Source organism: Corynebacterium sp. LaCa_282 (assembly GCF_057198125.1).
The window spans coordinates 990,648-1,008,244 of sequence record NZ_CP191095.1 but is presented as its reverse complement, the minus strand read 5'-3'; the positions used below and the strand labels follow the sequence as shown (position 1 = coordinate 1,008,244).

At 59.3% G+C, this 17,597-nt stretch carries 13 protein-coding genes; 7 read left to right on the top strand and 6 right to left on the bottom strand.

The window, feature by feature from the left end:
* The first annotated feature begins 74 nt into the window (after positions 1-74).
* Positions 75-1,088, top strand: a complete 1,014-nt coding sequence (locus ACP8KU_RS04680; RefSeq protein ID WP_484484067.1) for a PAC2 family protein — start codon at positions 75-77, stop codon at positions 1,086-1,088.
* 34 nt (positions 1,089-1,122) lie between these two features.
* Complete coding sequence (locus ACP8KU_RS04675) at positions 1,123-3,666, top strand: DEAD/DEAH box helicase (RefSeq protein WP_484484066.1); 2,544 nt, start codon at positions 1,123-1,125, stop codon at positions 3,664-3,666.
* Positions 3,667-3,789: 123 nt separating this feature from the next.
* Here the strand turns inward: ACP8KU_RS04675 and ahpD are convergent, their stop codons facing one another.
* Both ahpD and ACP8KU_RS04665 read right to left on the bottom strand, forming a co-directional pair.
* Positions 3,790-4,314 carry an alkylhydroperoxidase, AhpD family gene (gene ahpD / locus ACP8KU_RS04670; protein WP_126319209.1) on the bottom strand — a complete coding sequence of 175 codons (525 nt, stop codon included), beginning with the start codon at positions 4,312-4,314 and terminating at the stop codon, positions 3,790-3,792.
* Between the two features lie 105 nt (positions 4,315-4,419).
* Positions 4,420-5,013, bottom strand: a complete 594-nt coding sequence (locus tag ACP8KU_RS04665; RefSeq protein WP_023017366.1) for a peroxiredoxin — start codon at positions 5,011-5,013, stop codon at positions 4,420-4,422.
* Positions 5,014-5,175: 162 nt separating this feature from the next.
* Here ACP8KU_RS04665 and ACP8KU_RS04660 point away from each other — a divergent pair, with 162 nt between their 5' ends.
* Positions 5,176-6,123, top strand: a complete 948-nt coding sequence (locus ACP8KU_RS04660) for a LysR substrate-binding domain-containing protein (protein ID WP_484484065.1) — start codon at positions 5,176-5,178, stop codon at positions 6,121-6,123.
* Positions 6,124-6,188: 65 nt separating this feature from the next.
* On the opposite strand, the gene ACP8KU_RS04655 is transcribed toward ACP8KU_RS04660, so the two are convergent.
* Positions 6,189-7,121, bottom strand: coding sequence for a hypothetical protein (locus ACP8KU_RS04655; protein WP_284631009.1), 933 nt, complete (start codon positions 7,119-7,121; stop codon positions 6,189-6,191).
* A gap of 121 nt (positions 7,122-7,242) precedes the next feature.
* On the opposite strand from ACP8KU_RS04655, the gene hrpA reads away from it, so the two are divergent.
* Positions 7,243-11,145, top strand: coding sequence for an ATP-dependent RNA helicase HrpA (hrpA, locus tag ACP8KU_RS04650; RefSeq protein WP_484484064.1), 3,903 nt, complete (start codon positions 7,243-7,245; stop codon positions 11,143-11,145).
* Between the two features lie 192 nt (positions 11,146-11,337).
* Here the strand turns inward: hrpA and nrdR are convergent, their stop codons facing one another.
* Positions 11,338-11,796, bottom strand: coding sequence for a transcriptional regulator NrdR (gene nrdR / locus ACP8KU_RS04645; protein WP_023017363.1), 459 nt, complete (start codon positions 11,794-11,796; stop codon positions 11,338-11,340).
* Positions 11,797-12,015: 219 nt separating this feature from the next.
* Positions 12,016-12,420, bottom strand: coding sequence for a hypothetical protein (locus ACP8KU_RS04640; RefSeq protein WP_023017362.1), 405 nt, complete (start codon positions 12,418-12,420; stop codon positions 12,016-12,018).
* 253 nt (positions 12,421-12,673) lie between these two features.
* Between ACP8KU_RS04640 and lexA the strand changes: the two genes are divergently transcribed.
* Positions 12,674-13,384 carry a transcriptional repressor LexA gene (lexA, locus tag ACP8KU_RS04635; protein ID WP_005278903.1) on the top strand — a complete coding sequence of 237 codons (711 nt, stop codon included), beginning with the start codon at positions 12,674-12,676 and terminating at the stop codon, positions 13,382-13,384.
* Positions 13,385-13,866: 482 nt separating this feature from the next.
* Positions 13,867-14,649 carry a DeoR/GlpR family DNA-binding transcription regulator gene (locus ACP8KU_RS04630; RefSeq protein WP_005278900.1) on the top strand — a complete coding sequence of 261 codons (783 nt, stop codon included), beginning with the start codon at positions 13,867-13,869 and terminating at the stop codon, positions 14,647-14,649.
* 79 nt (positions 14,650-14,728) lie between these two features.
* On the opposite strand, the gene ptsP is transcribed toward ACP8KU_RS04630, so the two are convergent.
* The gene (ptsP, locus tag ACP8KU_RS04625) at positions 14,729-16,417 is read right to left on the bottom strand and encodes a phosphoenolpyruvate--protein phosphotransferase (protein ID WP_023017361.1); all 1,689 of its coding nucleotides are present in this window, start codon (positions 16,415-16,417) and stop codon (positions 14,729-14,731) included.
* A gap of 209 nt (positions 16,418-16,626) precedes the next feature.
* Here ptsP and ACP8KU_RS04620 point away from each other — a divergent pair, with 209 nt between their 5' ends.
* Complete coding sequence (locus ACP8KU_RS04620; protein ID WP_484484063.1) at positions 16,627-17,589, top strand: 1-phosphofructokinase family hexose kinase; 963 nt, start codon at positions 16,627-16,629, stop codon at positions 17,587-17,589.
* Positions 17,590-17,597 lie beyond the last annotated feature (8 nt).

Sequence of the window (17,597 nt, the reverse complement as noted above, 5' to 3'; positions counted from 1 at the left end):
CCTGAGTGCGTGTGGGAATAGTGCGGTCCTGGCGGTCGTTGATCTAGATTAAGAGACCAAGGAGGTAACACATCATGCACGAAGAAGAGCGCAGCATGTACGAATTGGAGTACCCCGCTCCGGTGGTCAAGGACAATTCCGGTGAAGGAAAAGGCCCCACCATGATTGTTGCCATGCACGGCTATGCCGATGCAGGCCAGGCCGTTGAGTCGAGCGCCGATCACCTCAAGGCCGCGCTGGAAAACCGCCAGCTAGCCTCCTTTAACTCTGATGAGCTCATCGATTATCGCTCCCGCCGCCCCGCCGTCACCATCGATAATGACCGGGCCCTCGAGGTTGAACCCATGGATTTGGGCTTGAAGGTGCTCCGGGATAATTCCGGCAAGTCCTTCCTCCTTCTCTCCGGTCCTGAGCCGGATATGCGCTGGGAAGCATTTACCACGGCGGTGGTCAAGCTGGTGGAGAAATTCGATATTGAAGACACCATCATGCTCTACGCTGCGCCGATGCCCGTGCCGCACACCCGCCCCACCGTGGTCACCGCGCACGGTACCGCCTCCCGCCTGACGGACAGCATGGTCAAGATGGATTCGACCATGATGGTTCCTGGCGCCGCGGCGCTCTATATAGAAAAGGCCCTAGCGGATAAGGGCCGGACGGTGGCGGGCTATACCGCGCACGTGCCGCACTACTTGGCTGCGTCCCCGTACCCGCAGGCAACGCTGGAGCTCCTCGATTCCGTGGCTAAGGCTGCTCAACTGAATATTCCGCTGGGCAGCATCGAGGCGGATATTTCCCGCGTCGAGGGCCAGCTGGATGAGCAGGTCAATGGCTCGGAAGAGATTGAGGGCGTGGTCCAGCAATTGGAGCAGCAATACGATGCCTTCATGGACCGCTACCGCGAAGAGCACCCGCAGGCCATCATGCCGGGCGAGGAAGCCGTGCCCAGCGCTGAGGAAATCAGCGAAGAATTCGAGGCCTTCCTCGCCTCGCTCGATGAGTCCGATAGCGAGGAGATTATCCATACTGATATTGATGACCGCGAAGACTCGGCCGATGATGACAGAGACTTAGGCGACGATATCTAACGAACCCGCCCCCATCGCCGCTAAGGTGGTGGGGGTGAACTTATCTCAACAGCTGCCAGATTTAACGGAAGTCCCCGAGTCCCTCATTGATGAGGCCATTTGGGATACTTTTAACTCGTGGACCACCAGCAAGGGAATCAATCTATATCCCGCGCAGGAAGAGGCCTCGCTCGGCATCTTGGCCGGAGATAATGTCATCCTCGCGACCCCTACGGGTTCGGGCAAGTCCATGGTGGCCAACGCCGCACATTTCATCGCCCTCGCCCGCGGGCAGCGGAGTTTTTATACCGCGCCCATTAAGGCGCTGGTAAGCGAGAAGTTCTTTGCGCTGTGTGAAATCTTCGGCGCAGAGAACGTGGGCATGATGACTGGCGATGCCACCGTAAACGGCAATGCCCCCATCATCGCCGCCACCGCTGAGATCGTTGCCAATATCGCGCTTCGCGATGGCGCCGAGGCCAATATCGACCAAGTGGTCATGGACGAATTCCACTACTACTCCGATCCAGATCGCGGCTGGGCCTGGCAGGTGCCGCTCTTGGAGCTGTCCAAGGCGCAATTCCTCTTAATGTCCGCCACGCTCGGTGATACCGACTGGCTGCAGGAGGATCTCACCCGCCGCACGGGGCGAGAGACCTGCCTCGTGGCCGGGTCCACCCGCCCGGTGCCGCTGGATTTCTCGTATGTTTTTAGCGCGGTGCACGAAACCATCGAAGAACTGCTTGCCGATAATAAGGCGCCCATTTATGTCGTGCACTTTTCCCAGCGCGAGGCCGCCGAGCGGGCCCAAGCCCTGACCTCGCTGTCTGGCATCATTAACAAAGAGGAAAAAGAGGACATCGCTGAAGAAATCGGCGGCTTCCGCTTTACCACTGCCTTTGGTAAGGACCTCTCAAAGTTGCTTCGCAAGGGCATTGGCATTCACCATGCGGGAATGCTGCCCAAGTACCGACGACTTGTGGAGCGCCTCGCGCAGCGCGGCCTCCTCAAGGTTATTTGCGGCACCGATACCTTGGGCGTGGGCATCAACGTGCCCATCCGCACCGTATTGATGACCGGCCTGGCCAAGTTTGATGGGCAACGCCAGCGCATCTTGAAATCCCGCGAATTCCACCAGATCGCAGGACGCGCTGGGCGCGCGGGCTATGACACGGAAGGCACCGTCGTCGTCGAGGCCCCCGAGCACGAGATTGAAAATGCAAAGGCCCGCAGGCGCATTGGCGATGACCCGAAGCGGCTGAAAAAGCTGAAGAAGAAATCCGCACGCGAGGGCGAAGTCTCTTGGTCCGAGAAGACCTTTGCGCGGCTCACAGAAGCAGAACCGGAGCAGTTGACCTCGCAATTCCGGGTGTCGAATTCGATGCTGCTGAATGTCTTAGCCCGCCACGGCGACGGCTATGCGCATATGCGCCACCTCTTGCGCGATAATCACGATCCCCGCAGCAAGCAAAACAAGGATATCCTCACCGCCCTCGACCTCTTCCGCGGATTGGTGGATTCCGGCGTGGTCCAAAAATCCACCAAGGGGCTGGATATCTACGGCCGCCCCTACCACCTCGTGCGGGAATTGCCGCGCGACTTTGCCCTGAACCAGCCTCTCGGGCCCTTTGCCTTGGCCGCGCTCTCCCTGTTGGACCCAGAGGCAGACAGCTATCACCTTGACGTAATCTCTATCTTTGAGGCGATCCTCGATGATCCCCGGCAGGTGCTACAGGCCCAGCAGAAGAAGCGGCGCGGGGAAGAAATTGCCGCGCTCAAGGCGGACGGGGTGGACTACACCGACCGCATGAATATCGTGGAGGATATTACCTGGCCCAAGCCTCTAGAGGAGCTACTCGAGCAGGCCTACGATACCTTCGCGGAGACCAATGCGTGGGTAAAGGAATTCGAGCTGCGGCCGAAATCCGTGGTGCGCGACATGGTGGAAAACGCCATGACCTTCTCGGACTTGGTGGCCACTTACGGCTTAGCCCGCTCTGAGGGCGTTATCCTCCGCTATCTCACCGATGCCTGGCGCACCCTTAAACAGTCCATCCCCGATGAATACACGACGCCCCAAATTGAAGACATCATCGTCTGGTTAGGCGAGCTCATCCGCCAGGTGGATTCTTCGCTTGTCGATGAATGGGCGCAGATGGCCGGCGAAGACTCCCCCATCGATCAAGATACGCTCGACCGCGAGCTGGCCTTCGGCGTCGAAGATCCTACTGCGCTTACCGCTAACCGACGCGCCTTTGGCATCATGGTACGCAATTACATGTTCCGCCTCGCGCAGCTCTTCGCGCTGGAGGAAGAAGACTGCCTGGCCGAGGTATTGGATTATCTGGACGAGGTCCCCGATTTTGGCGCCGTCTTGGATGACTACTTTGACGAATACGACGACATTGATACCGGCCCTGAGGCGCGCGGACCCGAGTACTTCCGGTTGGAAGAATCCAGCTCCCGCAGCTGGCCCGTGCGGCAAATTATCAAGGACCCAGCAGGAGATCGCGCCTATCAATTTGTCGCCACGGTTGATCTGGACGCCTCCGATGAAGCCGGCGAAGTCCGCCTGTCAGAGTTGCGCGTCGAGTATTAATCACACGCGGGTTAGCTAAAACGATAAAAGCCACCCCCTGCGCTGTACCCGGCGTCCTATGGGGGACACCGAGGGAAGCAGCGCGCGGGGTGGCTTATTCCAAAGGCTAATTAAGCAGCGCTTTTAGCGTGCAGCCTCAATCTGGACGGCCTGTGCGACTGCCTGAATGACAGAAGCAACCTTGATGGCCTCCCAGACCTGCTCCTTGGTCGCGCCAGTATCGTTGAGCTTCTGGGTGTGTGCGCCCAAGCAGTGCTCGCAGCCGTTGATAGCGGACACGGCGATATTCCACAGCTCGAAGTTAGCGTCTTCCACGCCAGGCTTGGAGATGAAGTTCATCCGCAGGCCAAACTTAACCTGTGCGTAGTCATCGCCCAACCAGCTCTTGGCGCGGTAGGCAACGTTGTTCATCGCCATGACGGTGGCAGCGCCGTAAGCGGCGTTGATGGCTTCCTCAGAGAGGTGCTCTTGCGCCTCTTCCGCGATTTCAGAAATCACGGTGTCATTGCGGGTAGCTGCCGCCGAAGCCAACAGGGTGCCCCACAGCTGCTCTTCATCCAGCTCGGTGGTGCGGGTCAACGCGCCGAGGTTGAGCTTCTGATCCTTGGCGTACTCAGGCAGTGCTGACTTCAAGTTCTCGATAGACACAGTTTTTCTCCTTCTAAATATTTTCTCAGTAACTTAAATTGCAAGTTGGGTGCCGGCCCTCCCCCGCCTCATGGGGCGGGGACAGCGCTCACACGTAACTAATGCTTAAAGCTGGGACTGGACGACGTCCATCTTGTCGATGTTCTTGGTTGGGTCGTTCTTCTCCCAGTTGCAGGCGCAGACCTCTTCGGACTGCAGGGCGTCGAGGACACGCAGGACCTCGTCAACGTTGCGGCCCACAGCGTCCGGGGTAACGGAAACGAACTGGATAACACCATCTGGGTCGATGATGAAGGTTGCGCGGTCAGCAACGCCGTCGGCGTTTTCTACGCCCAGTGCGCGGATCAGGTCGTGGCGCACGTCGGAGAACATCGGGAACGGAACATCCTTCAGGTCCGGGTGGGTTGCGCGCCAGTTGAAGTGAGCGAACTCGTTATCGGTGGAGCCGCCCAGCACCTGGGTGTCGCGGTCCTGGAACTCTTCGTCCAGCTTGCCAAAGGCAGCGATCTCGGTCGGGCACACGAATGTGAAGTCCTTGGGGTAGAAGAAGACGACCTTCCACTTGCCCTCGTATTTGTCCAAGGAAACCTGCTCGAAGTAGTCCTCTGGCTGGCTAGCGTTAACGTTGTGCAGGTCGCCGCCGGTCAGGGCGGTGAGGTCGAATTCTGGGAACTTTTCGCCAACGGTCATGATAGGCATGTTCTTCAACTCCTTCTTAAAAGGGTAATCTTTTTCAAGTTTCCGACAGTCCTGTGCCGAGGACCACGGGCCGGACCCTCTCCGGCCCAACACCAAAGACAATACCATTAATTCCGGTCACGTCAATAGCTAATCCTATAGATAAATGTTAGAGTGATAGGCATGCATAATAAAGAGTATCGACCAACACTTGCCCAGCTGCGTACGTTTGTCACCGTGGCGGAAAACAAGCACTTCGGCACCGCTGCCGCCAAGCTGGAGATCTCTCAGCCTTCCCTCTCCCAGGGCCTCGTGGCGCTCGAGCAGGGGCTCGGCGTCCAGCTCATCGAGCGCTCCACCCGCAAGGTCATCGTGACATCGGCCGGCGAAACCCTTCTGCCCTATGCCAAATCCACCCTTGAGGCCGCCGATACCTTCCTCGCGCACGCCCGCGGCGCCCACGGCACCCTGTCCGGCCCGTTGACCATTGGCGTCATCCCGACCATCGCCCCGTATATCCTCCCGGACTTGCTGGCGAAGATTACGGAGACCTACCCGGAGCTCGAGCCGCGCTTTGTGGAGGAGCAAACCCAGCACCTCATCGCGCGCCTGCGCAACGGCAACCTCGATTTAGCCGTCCTCGCCTTGCCTTCAGAGGCCACGGGCATGGTCGACAGCCCGCTGTACACCGAGGACTTCGCCATCGTCAGCCCGCCCGATCACACCATCGCCGGACGTACGGACGTCCAGGTGGCGGAGCTGCGGGACCTAGACTTGCTGCTGCTTGACGATGGCCACTGTCTCCGCGACCAAGTCGTCGATCTCTGCCGGCACGCCCACGTCAACCCGGCAGAGGCAACCAATTCCGTCACGCGCGCCTCATCACTGACCACCATTATGCAGCTGGTGATGGGCGGGCTCGGCTGCACCCTTATCCCCAAGTCCGCGTTGGCCACCGAATGCCACGGTAAGAACCTCGGTGTGGCCTACTTTGCCCCCGATGTCACCGCAGAGCGCGAAATCGGCCTCGTCTTCCGCTCCTCTGCCGCACGCAGTGAAGAATTCCGCGAATTCGGCACCCTGATAACCGCCGCTTATGAAAATGCCCTCGTCCGCTCGCTGGAGGGTTAAAACCGCCACGCACGTTTAAGGCCACCGAAGCAGTGCCTCGGTGGCCTTAAACAATGGCAAAGCGATTACCCAGCTTGACCGACTGCGCGGCCTGCACACTGGCGGAACAAATAAGCCGTAGACAGTAAGGTAACCGGTACAGCAACAATCAACCCAACAAGGAGTAGGATAAAGCCGCCAATTATAATCAGCATGTTAAGCACCGTTAGCAGCAAAAGCTGGCCGTAGTTTCCTTTACCGGCCTTAAAACCTTTCTTGATGGCTTGGCCAACTCCGTCGCCATCGGCCGCAAACCACTGCATCAACATATAAAGCGGCTGAATAAACAGGCCGATGAGAGTCAATAAAGCCACAACTCCGAAAAGGCCTGCCATGGATTCCAACGCCTCTTCCTCTGTGGCGTCGGCGCCCGCGTCTGGGCCGAGGAAGATCGAGCCACCAACGAAGATGAACATTACTACCGAGGAAATAATACCGATGATGATCATGATCACCAGTGGCTGCCACCACCGCACGTCTTTACCCACGTAGCTCCACCCAGTGCGCGGATCATCGATCTGGAAGAGCGCCAGTCGCATCGCCATTAGGCTGACTACGGCCATGATCACATAAGACACGATTTGCACAATGGATCCCGCACCGGAGGCATCCGCGCCCTCTGCGGGAGCAACGGCCAGGCTCACTCCGGAGACTGCTATGACAATGACGCCAACGAGCAAGGCACCGAGTATCCACAGTTTCCAGTTCTTAAACACCGTGCGAAAGGCCCACGAAATCGAATCAATGGCCGAGGGCTTTCCGGTAAACCCGCCGGAATTTACGGTATTGTCCTGTGCTTGGTAGCCCGCATATCCTTGATTGCCGGAGCTTTCGTAGCTGCCGCTCTCGTGGCTGCCGCCATAGGACGGCAGGCTTCCGTAGCTCGGCTGATCCTCCGGGTGATCAGTCGGTTCATAGCGCGGAAAATCGTCATTTCCACCGGATTTATCGTCGTTCATCAGCGGTGCCTTCCTTCTGCATTCGGGTTGGGCGCAACGAGAAAAGTATCGTTGAGATAAGTATTTTCATACTAGCAACTTTTTCCACTTCACGTAACCGGGGTAAGCTCATCAATTAGCCATGACAAAGCATGAAACCACTACTTCGCAGGCCCCTAGCCGCGATGAACTTTTTGCAGCATTAGACAACGTCACCATCGCCGAGGCTCGCAGCTTCCGCCGCCGCCTATCGAAGGCACGCGCCCCCAAGGCCCTGCGCGAAATCGGCCAGGATATCCAGGCAGCCGCAGATCGCCTAGCGCTTGTCGATGCCGCCGTTCCCCCACTCACCTACCCCGATTCCCTGCCGGTCAGCGCCCGCAAGGACGATATCGCCGCAGCAATTGAAGAAAACCAGGTCGTCATCATTGCCGGCGAAACTGGTTCTGGTAAGACCACGCAGATCCCCAAGATCTGCCTCGACATCGGCCGGGGTCGCCGGGGACTTATCGGCCACACCCAACCGCGCCGCATTGCCGCACGGACCGTCGCCGAGCGCATCGCCTCCGAGCTCGACCAAGACATCGGGGAATCTGTAGGCTACGCCATCCGCTTCGATGACAAAGTCTCTGATACCACCGCGGTGAAACTTATGACGGACGGCATTCTGCTAGCAGAAATGCAGCGCGATCGCTTCCTTAATAAATACGACACCATCATCATCGATGAGGCGCACGAGCGCTCACTGAATATTGACTTCCTCTTGGGGTATCTCAAGCGGATTCTTCCCAAGCGGCCCGATCTCAAGGTGATTATCACCTCCGCGACGATTGATCCGGAAAGTTTTGCCGAGCACTTCGCCCAACCCGATGGCACTCCTGCCCCCATCATCGAGGTATCCGGACGCACCTACCCGGTGGAGATTCGTTACCGCCCCCTCGAATTCGAGGCGGGTGGAAAGCTGGTGGATCAAGACCCACTCGATGGTTTAACCGAGGCCATCGAGGAGCTCATGGCAGAAGGCGACGGCGATATCCTCTGCTTTTTCCCCGGTGAGCGCGATATCCGCGATGCCATGGAAGTCATCGAGGCCAAGAAATGGAAAAACGTGGAGGTCGCTCCCCTCTTCGGGCGCCTGTCTAACCAGGAACAGCACCGCGTATTTAGCAATCACCGCGGGCGGCGCATCGTTTTAGCCACTAATATCGCCGAAACCTCGCTAACCGTGCCCGGAATCCGATACGTCGTGGATACCGGCACCGCGCGCATATCGCGCTATTCCACGCGGACCAAGGTGCAGCGCCTACCCATCGAGCCTATTTCACAGGCCTCTGCCAATCAGCGCTCCGGTAGGTGCGGTCGCGTCGCCGATGGCATCGCCATCCGCCTCTATAGTGAGCAAGACTTTCAGAGCCGCCCAGAATTTACTGACCCAGAAATCCTGCGCACCAACCTGGCCAGCGTCATTTTGCAGATGGTCTCGCTCAAGCTCGGCGATATCGAGCAATTCCCCTTCCTCCAGCCACCCGAGTTCAAGGCCATTCGCGATGGCCTCAACCTCCTCCACGAGCTCGGTGCGCTCCAGGACAAGCACAAGAAACCGGCGCTGACCGAAACCGGCCGCAACTTGGCCCGCATCCCACTCGATCCGCGCATGGCGCGCATGCTTATCGAGGCCCATACCAACGGCTGCCTCCACGATGTCATCGTCATCGTTGCCGCCATGACCATCCAAGACGTGCGCGAACGCCCGCTGGAGTACCAAGCGCAAGCCGATCAGGCGCACGCGCGCTTTAAGGACAAGACCTCTGACTTTTTGTCCATGCTGAAGTTGTGGGATTACATCAAACAGACCCGCAATGAGCAATCGGGCAATAGGTTCCGCAAGCGCATGAAGCAGGAGTTCCTCCACTACATGCGCATCCGCGAGTGGTTCGACCTGGTCCGCCAGCTCAAAGACGTCTCCAAGCAGCTGGGGTGGGATTACCAAGAAGGCACCGAACGCCGCGCCGACGATATTCATATTGCGCTGCTATCCGGGCTGTTATCCAATATTGGCGCCCGCGACGGCAATTCCAAGGAGTTCCACGGCGCGCGCAATACCCGCTTCCTCGTCTTTCCAGGCTCCGCCTTGGCCAAAAAGCCACCCGAGTTCGTCATGGCGGCAGAGCTCGTCGAAACCTCTCGGCTTTGGGCACGCGACGTTGCCACCATCGATCCGGCCTGGGTGGAAAAGCTCGGCGCGGACCTGCTCAAACACAACTATTCCGATCCCACGTGGTCCCGCAAGCGCGCGGCCGCCATCGCGCACCAGAAGTCCACGCTCTACGGCGTGCCCATCGTCGCGGATCGCACCGTGCCCTATCACCGCGTGGATCCCGTCGCTGCGCGCGATATGTTCATCCGCAATGCGCTTATCGCCGGCGAGTGGAATGCGCACCACGAATTCCTCAAGGCAAACGCGCAGGCCCTTGATGAGGCGGCCGAATACGAGGAAAAGGCCCGCCGCCGCGGCCTCATCGTGGATGAGGATACCCTCTTTGATTTCTATGACCAGCGCATTCCCGCCGAGGTCACCACGGGCCGCCATTTCGATTCCTGGTGGAAGAAAAAGCGCCGCCAGGAACCCGATCTGCTGAATTTCGATCCAGCCACGCTTGTCGATGACTCCCACGACGTCACCGAAGTCTCCTTCCCCGATCACTGGCGCAAAGGCTCCATCGATTACGAGCTGACTTATAAATTCGAACCCGGCGATCCCCTTGATGGCGTCACCGTCATGGTTCCCGTTCCCATGCTTGCCGGCCTCGATACCGAAGGCTTCGATTGGCTCGTTCCCGGCCTGCGATTCGAGCTCGTCAACGAGCTTATTCGTTCCCTTCCCAAGGCCCTGCGGCGCACCGTCGTGCCCGCCCCGGAATTTGCCGAGCGCGCCATGGAACGCCTCATTCCCTTCGAAGGCCCCCTTACCCAGCAGCTTGCCGATGTCCTGCGCGAGCTCGGCGGCCACGGCATCAACGCCTCCGACTTCCAACCGGACAAGCTGCCGGAACATTTGCGGATGAACTACGCGGCCATCGACAAGAGTGGCACCATCATCGATTCCGATAGGGACCTTGCCGCCCTGCGCGAGCGCCAGGCCGGCCACATTAAATCGTCCGTCTCGCGGGTAAGCCGCACCGCCGAATCCACCGCGGTCAGCGAGTGGACCGACGATACCCTCGGCACCGTTGACGAGACCGTCACCACCACCGTCGATGGCCACGAGGTCACCGCCTACCCAGCGCTGGTGGCCACCAAGGAAGGCGTTGAGCTTAAGGTTCATCCCACCAAGGCGGCTGCCGATGCCGCCATGGTCACCACCACCCTCACGCTTTTGATGCGCGAGATTTCCGTCTCGACCGCGCAAATGGTCAAGGGGCTTCCCCTGCAGCAGCGCGTCGCCGTGGATTCTTATCCGCATGGCGGCGCCGACGGCCTGGTCAATGACGCCCGCGTAGCGGCAATCCGCGACCTCATGCTCGAGGCCGGCGGCCCCGTGCGCTCGCCAGAGGCATTTTCCGAGCTCAAAGATACCGTGAAACCGCAGGTTCCCGGCCGCGTGCGGCAATCAATAGTCTCGATCGCGCCTGGCTTGGCTGAGTACTCCAACCTCCGCGCCGAACTTTCCCAGTGGGACGGTCCCGCCATCGACGATATGGAAAAGCAACTTAATTTCCTTCTTCCACCGAATGCCATCACCGTGCACGGAGCCACGCACCTGCGCCACCTTCCCCGCTACATCCAGGCAATGCGCATCCGTCTGGAGGACATGTCGCTCGATCCGGATCGCGATGCCGACCGCCAGGCCGAGGTCGATAATGCCAAGGCCTACCTGGCAAACCGGCTGCGCAACCTTCCCGCGGGTCGCGAAAAGACACGCGAGGTCAAGGACATCCACTGGATGATCGAGGAATTGCGGGTCTCGCTATTTGCCCAGCGCCTCGGCACGGCGCACGCGGTGTCCCTGCGGAGGATCCAAAAGGCAGTGGATAAATTGCGCTAGTCACCCCAACCTCACGTTCCCGCCGCCCGGCCGGCCATACCTAAGCTAAAAATCTGCTTACTCGGCCGCCGGCGGCGTAAACATTGGGCAGGCCCTAACGAAACGATGCACCCAAAAGGCCAGTTAAGACTGCTTCGATCCTGCGCAGGAACGGCTGTATAACTGCTGAGAAATCGTCCTACACTGCGCAGTTTAAAGGTCCCCGCGATCGCGCCGCCGCATCAAACGAATCTCCGATTCAAAGTCATCCGCGCTCTCGAATGATTTATACACCGAGGCAAAGCGCAGATATGCGACCTCGTCTAGGTCACGCAGTGGCTCGAGAATCGCTAGCCCGATTTCGTTGGCGTTTACCTGCGAGGACCCGTGCCCCCGCACCGTTTCCTCAACCTCTTGGGCCAGCTTTTTTAAGGCATCATCGCTAACGTCGCGACCCTGGCATGCGCGCCTAACGCCCCGAATGAGTTTATCCCGACTAAATGGCTCAGCGAGTCCATTTCTCTTAACAACCAGCAGTACGGCCTTTTCCACAGTGGTGAAGCGTCCCTTACAGGAAGCACACTCCCGCCGGCGCCGTATCGATGCGCCGGCATCAACCACGCGCGAGTCAATAACGCGGGATTGTTCGTTATGGCAAAACGGGCAGTACACACTAGTCCTTTCGCTAATTTAGCTTCTCGGTTTAGTTTACCTCCCACGCCCAAGCCAAAAACCTGACACCATTGCGCCAGACTCCTCCTACTCGCGTGCCTGTCTCCGTGAAGCAAGCGGGCCTATATCCGGCCGGGAAGACGAGCTGCTGTCTAACAAGGCCCGTAGCATATAACCCTGAAGTGCCTGCTTTAGTGGCCTGCTTTAGTACACGCAGCACTACTGTCCGATCGCTGCTTCTACTTGCTGTACCGAAGCGCCAGGATCAGTCGGCGTTTCAGCGCTCGTACCCATCAGCCCGCCGGCAACCGTGCCGAAAAATACGGCAGCACCAAATACTGCACCGAGGAGGTAATTCTTGCGCGAACTATGCGCATCGTCTTCTTCCATCGGCCTGTTCGCGAAATCAGGTAAGGAACGTTCATCAGTCCACGTATTCGAATAACCTTCACGGTTCGTTCGATATACGGAATTTAAAGTCCTGATTTCCCCCTTTTCGGAAGGAGAATGCTGCACGCCCCAGCTTTGATCATCAATATCCCAAATAGCGGCTGAAGGGACGATCTGTGGACGTGCCGCGCGCTGTTTGACCATGTTATTGCGAGAGTGAAGTAGTTGAGACATTGCTTTCCTTTCGACGACCGCCGTAAGTCTAAAGCGGCCCCTTGACACAACAAGAGCTCAATGTCGCTCCTGTGTTCGAGATTGTTTCTATGTTCGATTTATAGCACCACTTCGAAAACCTGTCCAGTTTTTCGCGTAAATCTCGAACGCTTGTACTTTTCGTGCTACAAATGAGTTATGGCACGCAGGTGTCACCCAGTCCCTTTTCAAGCTATGAACGCAGAACCTCAGACCCCTTAGCTAGGAGCCGCACATGGGCCGCAAGAAAGCAAGCACCGCAAAGAACGATTACGCCTCCCTTTCCGAAAGGCAACGCCGCATCCTTAACGTCATCAGCGATGCAGTGATGCTCCGCGGTTACCCGCCCAGCATCCGCGAAATTGGTGACGCCGCCGGCCTGCAATCCACCTCGTCCGTGGCCTATCAGCTCAAGCAACTGGAGGAAAAGGGCTTCTTGCGCCGCGATCCCAATAAACCCCGCGCGGTCGACGTACGCCACCTCAACACTGACGACGCCGAAAAGAAGCCGGGCCGCAAGGCTAAGGACGTCCCCGATACCTCTGCCCGCGGCCCTGAAGAGTCTGCCGCCGTAGCTTATATTCCCGTCGTTGGCCGCATCGCCGCCGGTGCACCAATCACTGCAGAGGAAAATATCGACACGTATTTCCCCATGCCAGACGAGGTCGTCGGCGGAGGAGAGCTTTATATGCTGCAGGTCGTGGGCGATTCCATGCAGGATGCCGGCATCCTCAACGGCGACTGGGTCATCATCCGGTCGCAATCGGTGGCTGAGGAAGGCGAGTTTGTCGCCGCGCTTCTCGATGGCTCCGAGGCCACCGTCAAGGAATTCCACCGCGATTCCTCTGGCGTATGGCTCCTTCCGCACAACGATGCCTATCCGCCCATCAACGGCGATGATGCGGAAATTATGGGCAAGGTAGTATCCGTCTTCCGCAAACTCTAGGCCCCAGCAAGCTACTTTAATCAAGCCGCACGCGAGTTTTCGCCTGCGGTTGTTGTCGCCACCGGCACTCTGCGCCCGCTTTCTTGAAACCCGCTCTTTGCACTTCGTACGCTGCCCTGTTCCCCGCGTAGGGAGCAGGGGCATACGAGTTTTAACGCATTCCACGCCTGTTCTCCCTCGCAACCACGCCCTAAAAGCCAACTTAAGCGCGCGGGACTTATTGAAAAAGCACCCCCGAAATAACGGATCCGTAAGTTAAGCGCTACTAGGGTTGGCTTTCAACTAGGGCAAATAAAGCTGACTGACCTGCGCTTTTATCCCAAACCAGACAACAGCGCACATCTTAATTTTTGTTTTCGTCCGATTACCGCCGAATTTTGACACAATGGAGGGAGAAATCCCACATCAGTTAGCTTTCACCGAGCGCCTGCATTCGCAGATGGAGTAACCGCCCGGCCGAAGGCGAGGAGCAAGGAGGGTCCGTGTACGCAGAGGAGCGACGCCGCCAGATCGCATCCCAAACTGCAGTTGAGGGTCGCGTTAACGTAACCGATTTATCAGAGCGTTTCGAGGTGACTGCTGAAACCATTCGGCGCGACCTAGCCGTACTGGATCGTGAGGGCGTTGTCCACCGCGTTCACGGCGGCGCCGTGGCTTCGCAAGCCTTCCAGACCGCGGAGCTCACCCTCGATACCCGCCAGCGTTCCGCATCTGGGGCCAAGGCCGCCATCGCGCACGCCGCGCTCGACTTCCTTCCCCCTGGCGGCGGCAGCATATTCCTGGACGCCGGCACCACGATTAATACCTTTGCCGAGCTCATTAGCCAGCAATACCCGCAGGCGCAGTTCAATATCGTCTCCAATAGCCTGCCCATCGCACTGTCGCTAGCCAATAGCGGCGTTCCCGATGTCCAGCTCCTCGGCGGGACCGTACGCGCTATCACCCAGGCCGTCGTCGGCGATACCGCCCTGCGCACCATGGCGCTCATGCGCGCCGATGTCGCCTTCATCGGTACCAATGCGTTGACCCTCGATCACGGCTTGTCGACAGCCGATTCCCAAGAAGCAGCCATCAAATCCGCCTTCGTCACGAATGCCCACAAGGTCGTGGTCATGTGTGATTCCAGCAAATTGGGCAACGACTACCTGGTGAGCTTCGCCTCCATTGCAGATATCGATGTCGTCATCACCGATTCCGGCGCGCCGGAATCCTTCGTCGATGCCCTGCGCGAGCGAGAGATCGATGTCGTGCTCGCCAGCGAATAGCTCCAGCATGCGCACGACTTCGCCCTCCCTACCCCGGTGCCATTTCTCACCGAGGCAGGGAGGGCGAGACCTTTTGCCGTTAGTTGAACTTTTCTATCTGCTCCATCGCTGCGGCGCGGGCGGCGGAGGGGCCTTCGGAGTTGAGGGCGGCATCGGCAAGCTGCTGGCACTGGTCAAAGGTCAGCTCGGCCAATTGGGCACCAACGCCGGCGACTGCGGTCGATGCAGCAGACAAGGAGTTGACGCCTAGGCCGGTCAATACGCAGGCCAATAGCGGATCGGCCGCGGCCTCGCCGCACACGCCAACCGGTACGTTGTATTCGTGCCCCGCAATGCAGGTGTGCTGGATAAGCCGCAGCACGGCCGGCTGCCAGGGGTCGGTGAGGTACGCAAGCTGCGGTGACAGGCGGTCAGCGGCCATCGTGTACTGGGTGAGGTCATTGGTGCCGATGGATACGAAGTCCAGATGCGGCATAATCTTATCTGCCATCAGCGCTGCTGCGGGCACCTCAATCATCGCGCCCGCGGTCAGGCCGCGCTCCCGGCACAGCTCCGCAAACCACTGGGCTTCCTTCGACGTCGCCACCATCGGTGCCATGACCCAGGTTTCGGCATCGTCGCCGCGGGACTCCGCGGCCTGGGCGATGGCGTCCAACTGGCGCGTCAACAGGGACTCGTTATCGCGGGCAATGCGCAGACCGCGCACACCCAACGCCGGGTTCTCTTCAGATGACAACGTGGCATAAGAAATCGGCTTATCGGAGCCAGCATCCAAGGTGCGCACCACGACCTTGGAATTGGGGTAGGCGTTAAAGACCTTCTTGTAGATTTTTGCCTGCTCGTCAACGGAAGGCTCCTCGCTCGCGGACAGGAACGACAACTCCGTGCGGTAGAGGCCAATCCCCTCTGCCTGCGAGTCGGAGGCAATGCGGGCGGCGTTGCCGTCGGCCACGTTGGCCAAAAGCTGCACGCGGTGGCCGTCCTTGGTTTGCGCTGGTCCAGTCCATTCGGCAACGCGGGCGGCGCGCTCGCGGTATTCCGCGACCGCCTTGGTGGATTCTTCCTCGTCCGCACCCAGCGTCACGGTTCCAAGCGCACCGTCGACGAAGACCAGCGTGCCGCTTTCAATCTCCCGCAGCTTATTTCCCACGGCGACGATGCACGGAATATCGAGCTGGCGGGCGATGATCGCGGTGTGGCTGGTGGGCCCGCCCAGCTCGGTAACGAGCGCGCGAATATGCGCGGTATCCAGGGTGGCGGTATCGGCGGGCGCGAGGTCATCGGCAAAAAGCACCGCTTGGCCCTCCACCATGGGCAAACCAGGCTCCTGCTCGCCGCGCAGCTGGGCGATGACGCGGTCGCGCACGTCCTTCAGATCGGTGGTGCGCTCGGCCATGACGCCGCCGGCCGCCTCAAACATGGTGACGAACTTATCCGTGGCTCCCACCGTGGCGAACTCGGCATTCTTGCCCGAGCGAATATTCTTGCGCACGGCCTTGTGCCACCCGCGGTCCTTGACCATGCCGGCGGTTGCGGTCAGCACTTCCGAGGCTTGGCCCTCGGCGGCTGCGGCGCGGTTTTCCAAGCGGCTGGCGACGACATCGACTGCCTCGAGGAAGCGATCGTATTCGGCTTCGCTGCTGGCCTCTTGGTCAATACTTCCTTCAGTGGGCAGGTCCGGGCGGGGGCGCACCCATACGGCTTCTGCATAGGCAACTCCAGCGACAACGCCGGTTCCTTTAACAGTGGACTGAAGCGTATTTTCCATGGCGATACTTCCTTCGAAGATAGCGGCTTATTTATTTCCAGATCATCACAAATCCAACAGAAATGCAATGTATGCCACACGGTTTCTATTGACTTTCCAACACAATCGGGCAAGAATAAACATTTACGGCGGGCTTAAGCGCGAGTTTCAACCGGACCGACTGCGTGTGGCCCCCAATATACGCACTCTGCGAAAGGGATAAGTTCTCGATGATCCTCACGCTCACCCCAAACCCAAGCATTGACGCCACCCTGGCGCTCAATCAGCAACTGACCTCAGGCGATGTCCACCGCGCCGCCAGTGTTACCCAGGTCGCCGGCGGCAAAGGCGTCAACGTCGCCCGCGCCGTGCACCTCGCCGGGAAAGAAACCCTGGCCCTCTTCCCCTCCCGCGCGGCCGATCCGTTCATGAACCTCATCCAGGAGGTCCACCTCCCCTACGCCCACGTGGACATGGACGGTGGCGTCCGCGTCAATACCACCATCACCGAGCCAGATGGCACAACCACCAAGGTCAACGGCCCTGGCCCGCTGCTTTCCGATGCCACCCAAAACCACCTCATTTCCACCCTTACTCACCACGCCCAATCCGCCGATTGGGTAGCCCTTGCCGGATCGCTGCCCAAGGGTGTTGACGCCGGCTGGTATACCGACCTCATCAAGGAGATCCGCACTGCCGCCCCGCAGGCGCGCATCGCCGTGGATACCTCTGATGCTCCGATGAAGGCCATCGCCAAGCAGCTCGCTACCGCCGCCCCGGATCTCATCAAACCCAACGGTTTCGAACTGGGGCAGCTGACCGGCCAGGACGGCCTCGCCCTCGAGCGCGCCGCTGCGGCCGGGGATTATAGCCCGGTCGTGGAGGCTGCAAGGGATGTCGTGGGTCGCGGCATCAAGGAAGTCCTTGTCACCCTCGGCGGCGCCGGTGCCGTGCTAGTAAACGCAGACGGCGCATGGGCCGCCACCCCGCCTCCCGCCACGGTGAAATCCACGGTTGGCGCAGGTGATGCCGCATTGGCCGGATACCTACTGGGACGCACGCAGGGGCACGGACCAGCAGACTCCCTCGCGCTCTCGGTGGCTTATGGCACCGCTGCGGCCGCAAAGCCCGGCACCCAATTCCCCCGCCCCGAAGAACTCGATACCGCCCACACCTCCATCTCCGCTCTATAGCTAAAGGA

What these genes read in the sequence shown, in the direction of transcription:
- ptsP (WP_023017361.1), bottom strand. Translation starts at nt 16,417, where the DNA reads ATGGAAAATACGCTTCAGTCCACTGTTAAAGGAACCGGCGTTGTCGCT.
- hrpA (WP_484484064.1), top strand. Translation starts at nt 7,243, where the DNA reads ATGACAAAGCATGAAACCACTACTTCGCAGGCCCCTAGCCGCGATGAA.
- ACP8KU_RS04680 (WP_484484067.1), top strand. Translation starts at nt 75, where the DNA reads ATGCACGAAGAAGAGCGCAGCATGTACGAATTGGAGTACCCCGCTCCG.
- ACP8KU_RS04640 (WP_023017362.1), bottom strand. Translation starts at nt 12,420, where the DNA reads ATGTCTCAACTACTTCACTCTCGCAATAACATGGTCAAACAGCGCGCG.
- ACP8KU_RS04665 (WP_023017366.1), bottom strand. Translation starts at nt 5,013, where the DNA reads ATGCCTATCATGACCGTTGGCGAAAAGTTCCCAGAATTCGACCTCACC.
- ACP8KU_RS04655 (WP_284631009.1), bottom strand. Translation starts at nt 7,121, where the DNA reads ATGAACGACGATAAATCCGGTGGAAATGACGATTTTCCGCGCTATGAA.
- ACP8KU_RS04660 (WP_484484065.1), top strand. Translation starts at nt 5,176, where the DNA reads ATGCATAATAAAGAGTATCGACCAACACTTGCCCAGCTGCGTACGTTT.
- lexA (WP_005278903.1), top strand. Translation starts at nt 12,674, where the DNA reads ATGGGCCGCAAGAAAGCAAGCACCGCAAAGAACGATTACGCCTCCCTT.
- ACP8KU_RS04620 (WP_484484063.1), top strand. Translation starts at nt 16,627, where the DNA reads ATGATCCTCACGCTCACCCCAAACCCAAGCATTGACGCCACCCTGGCG.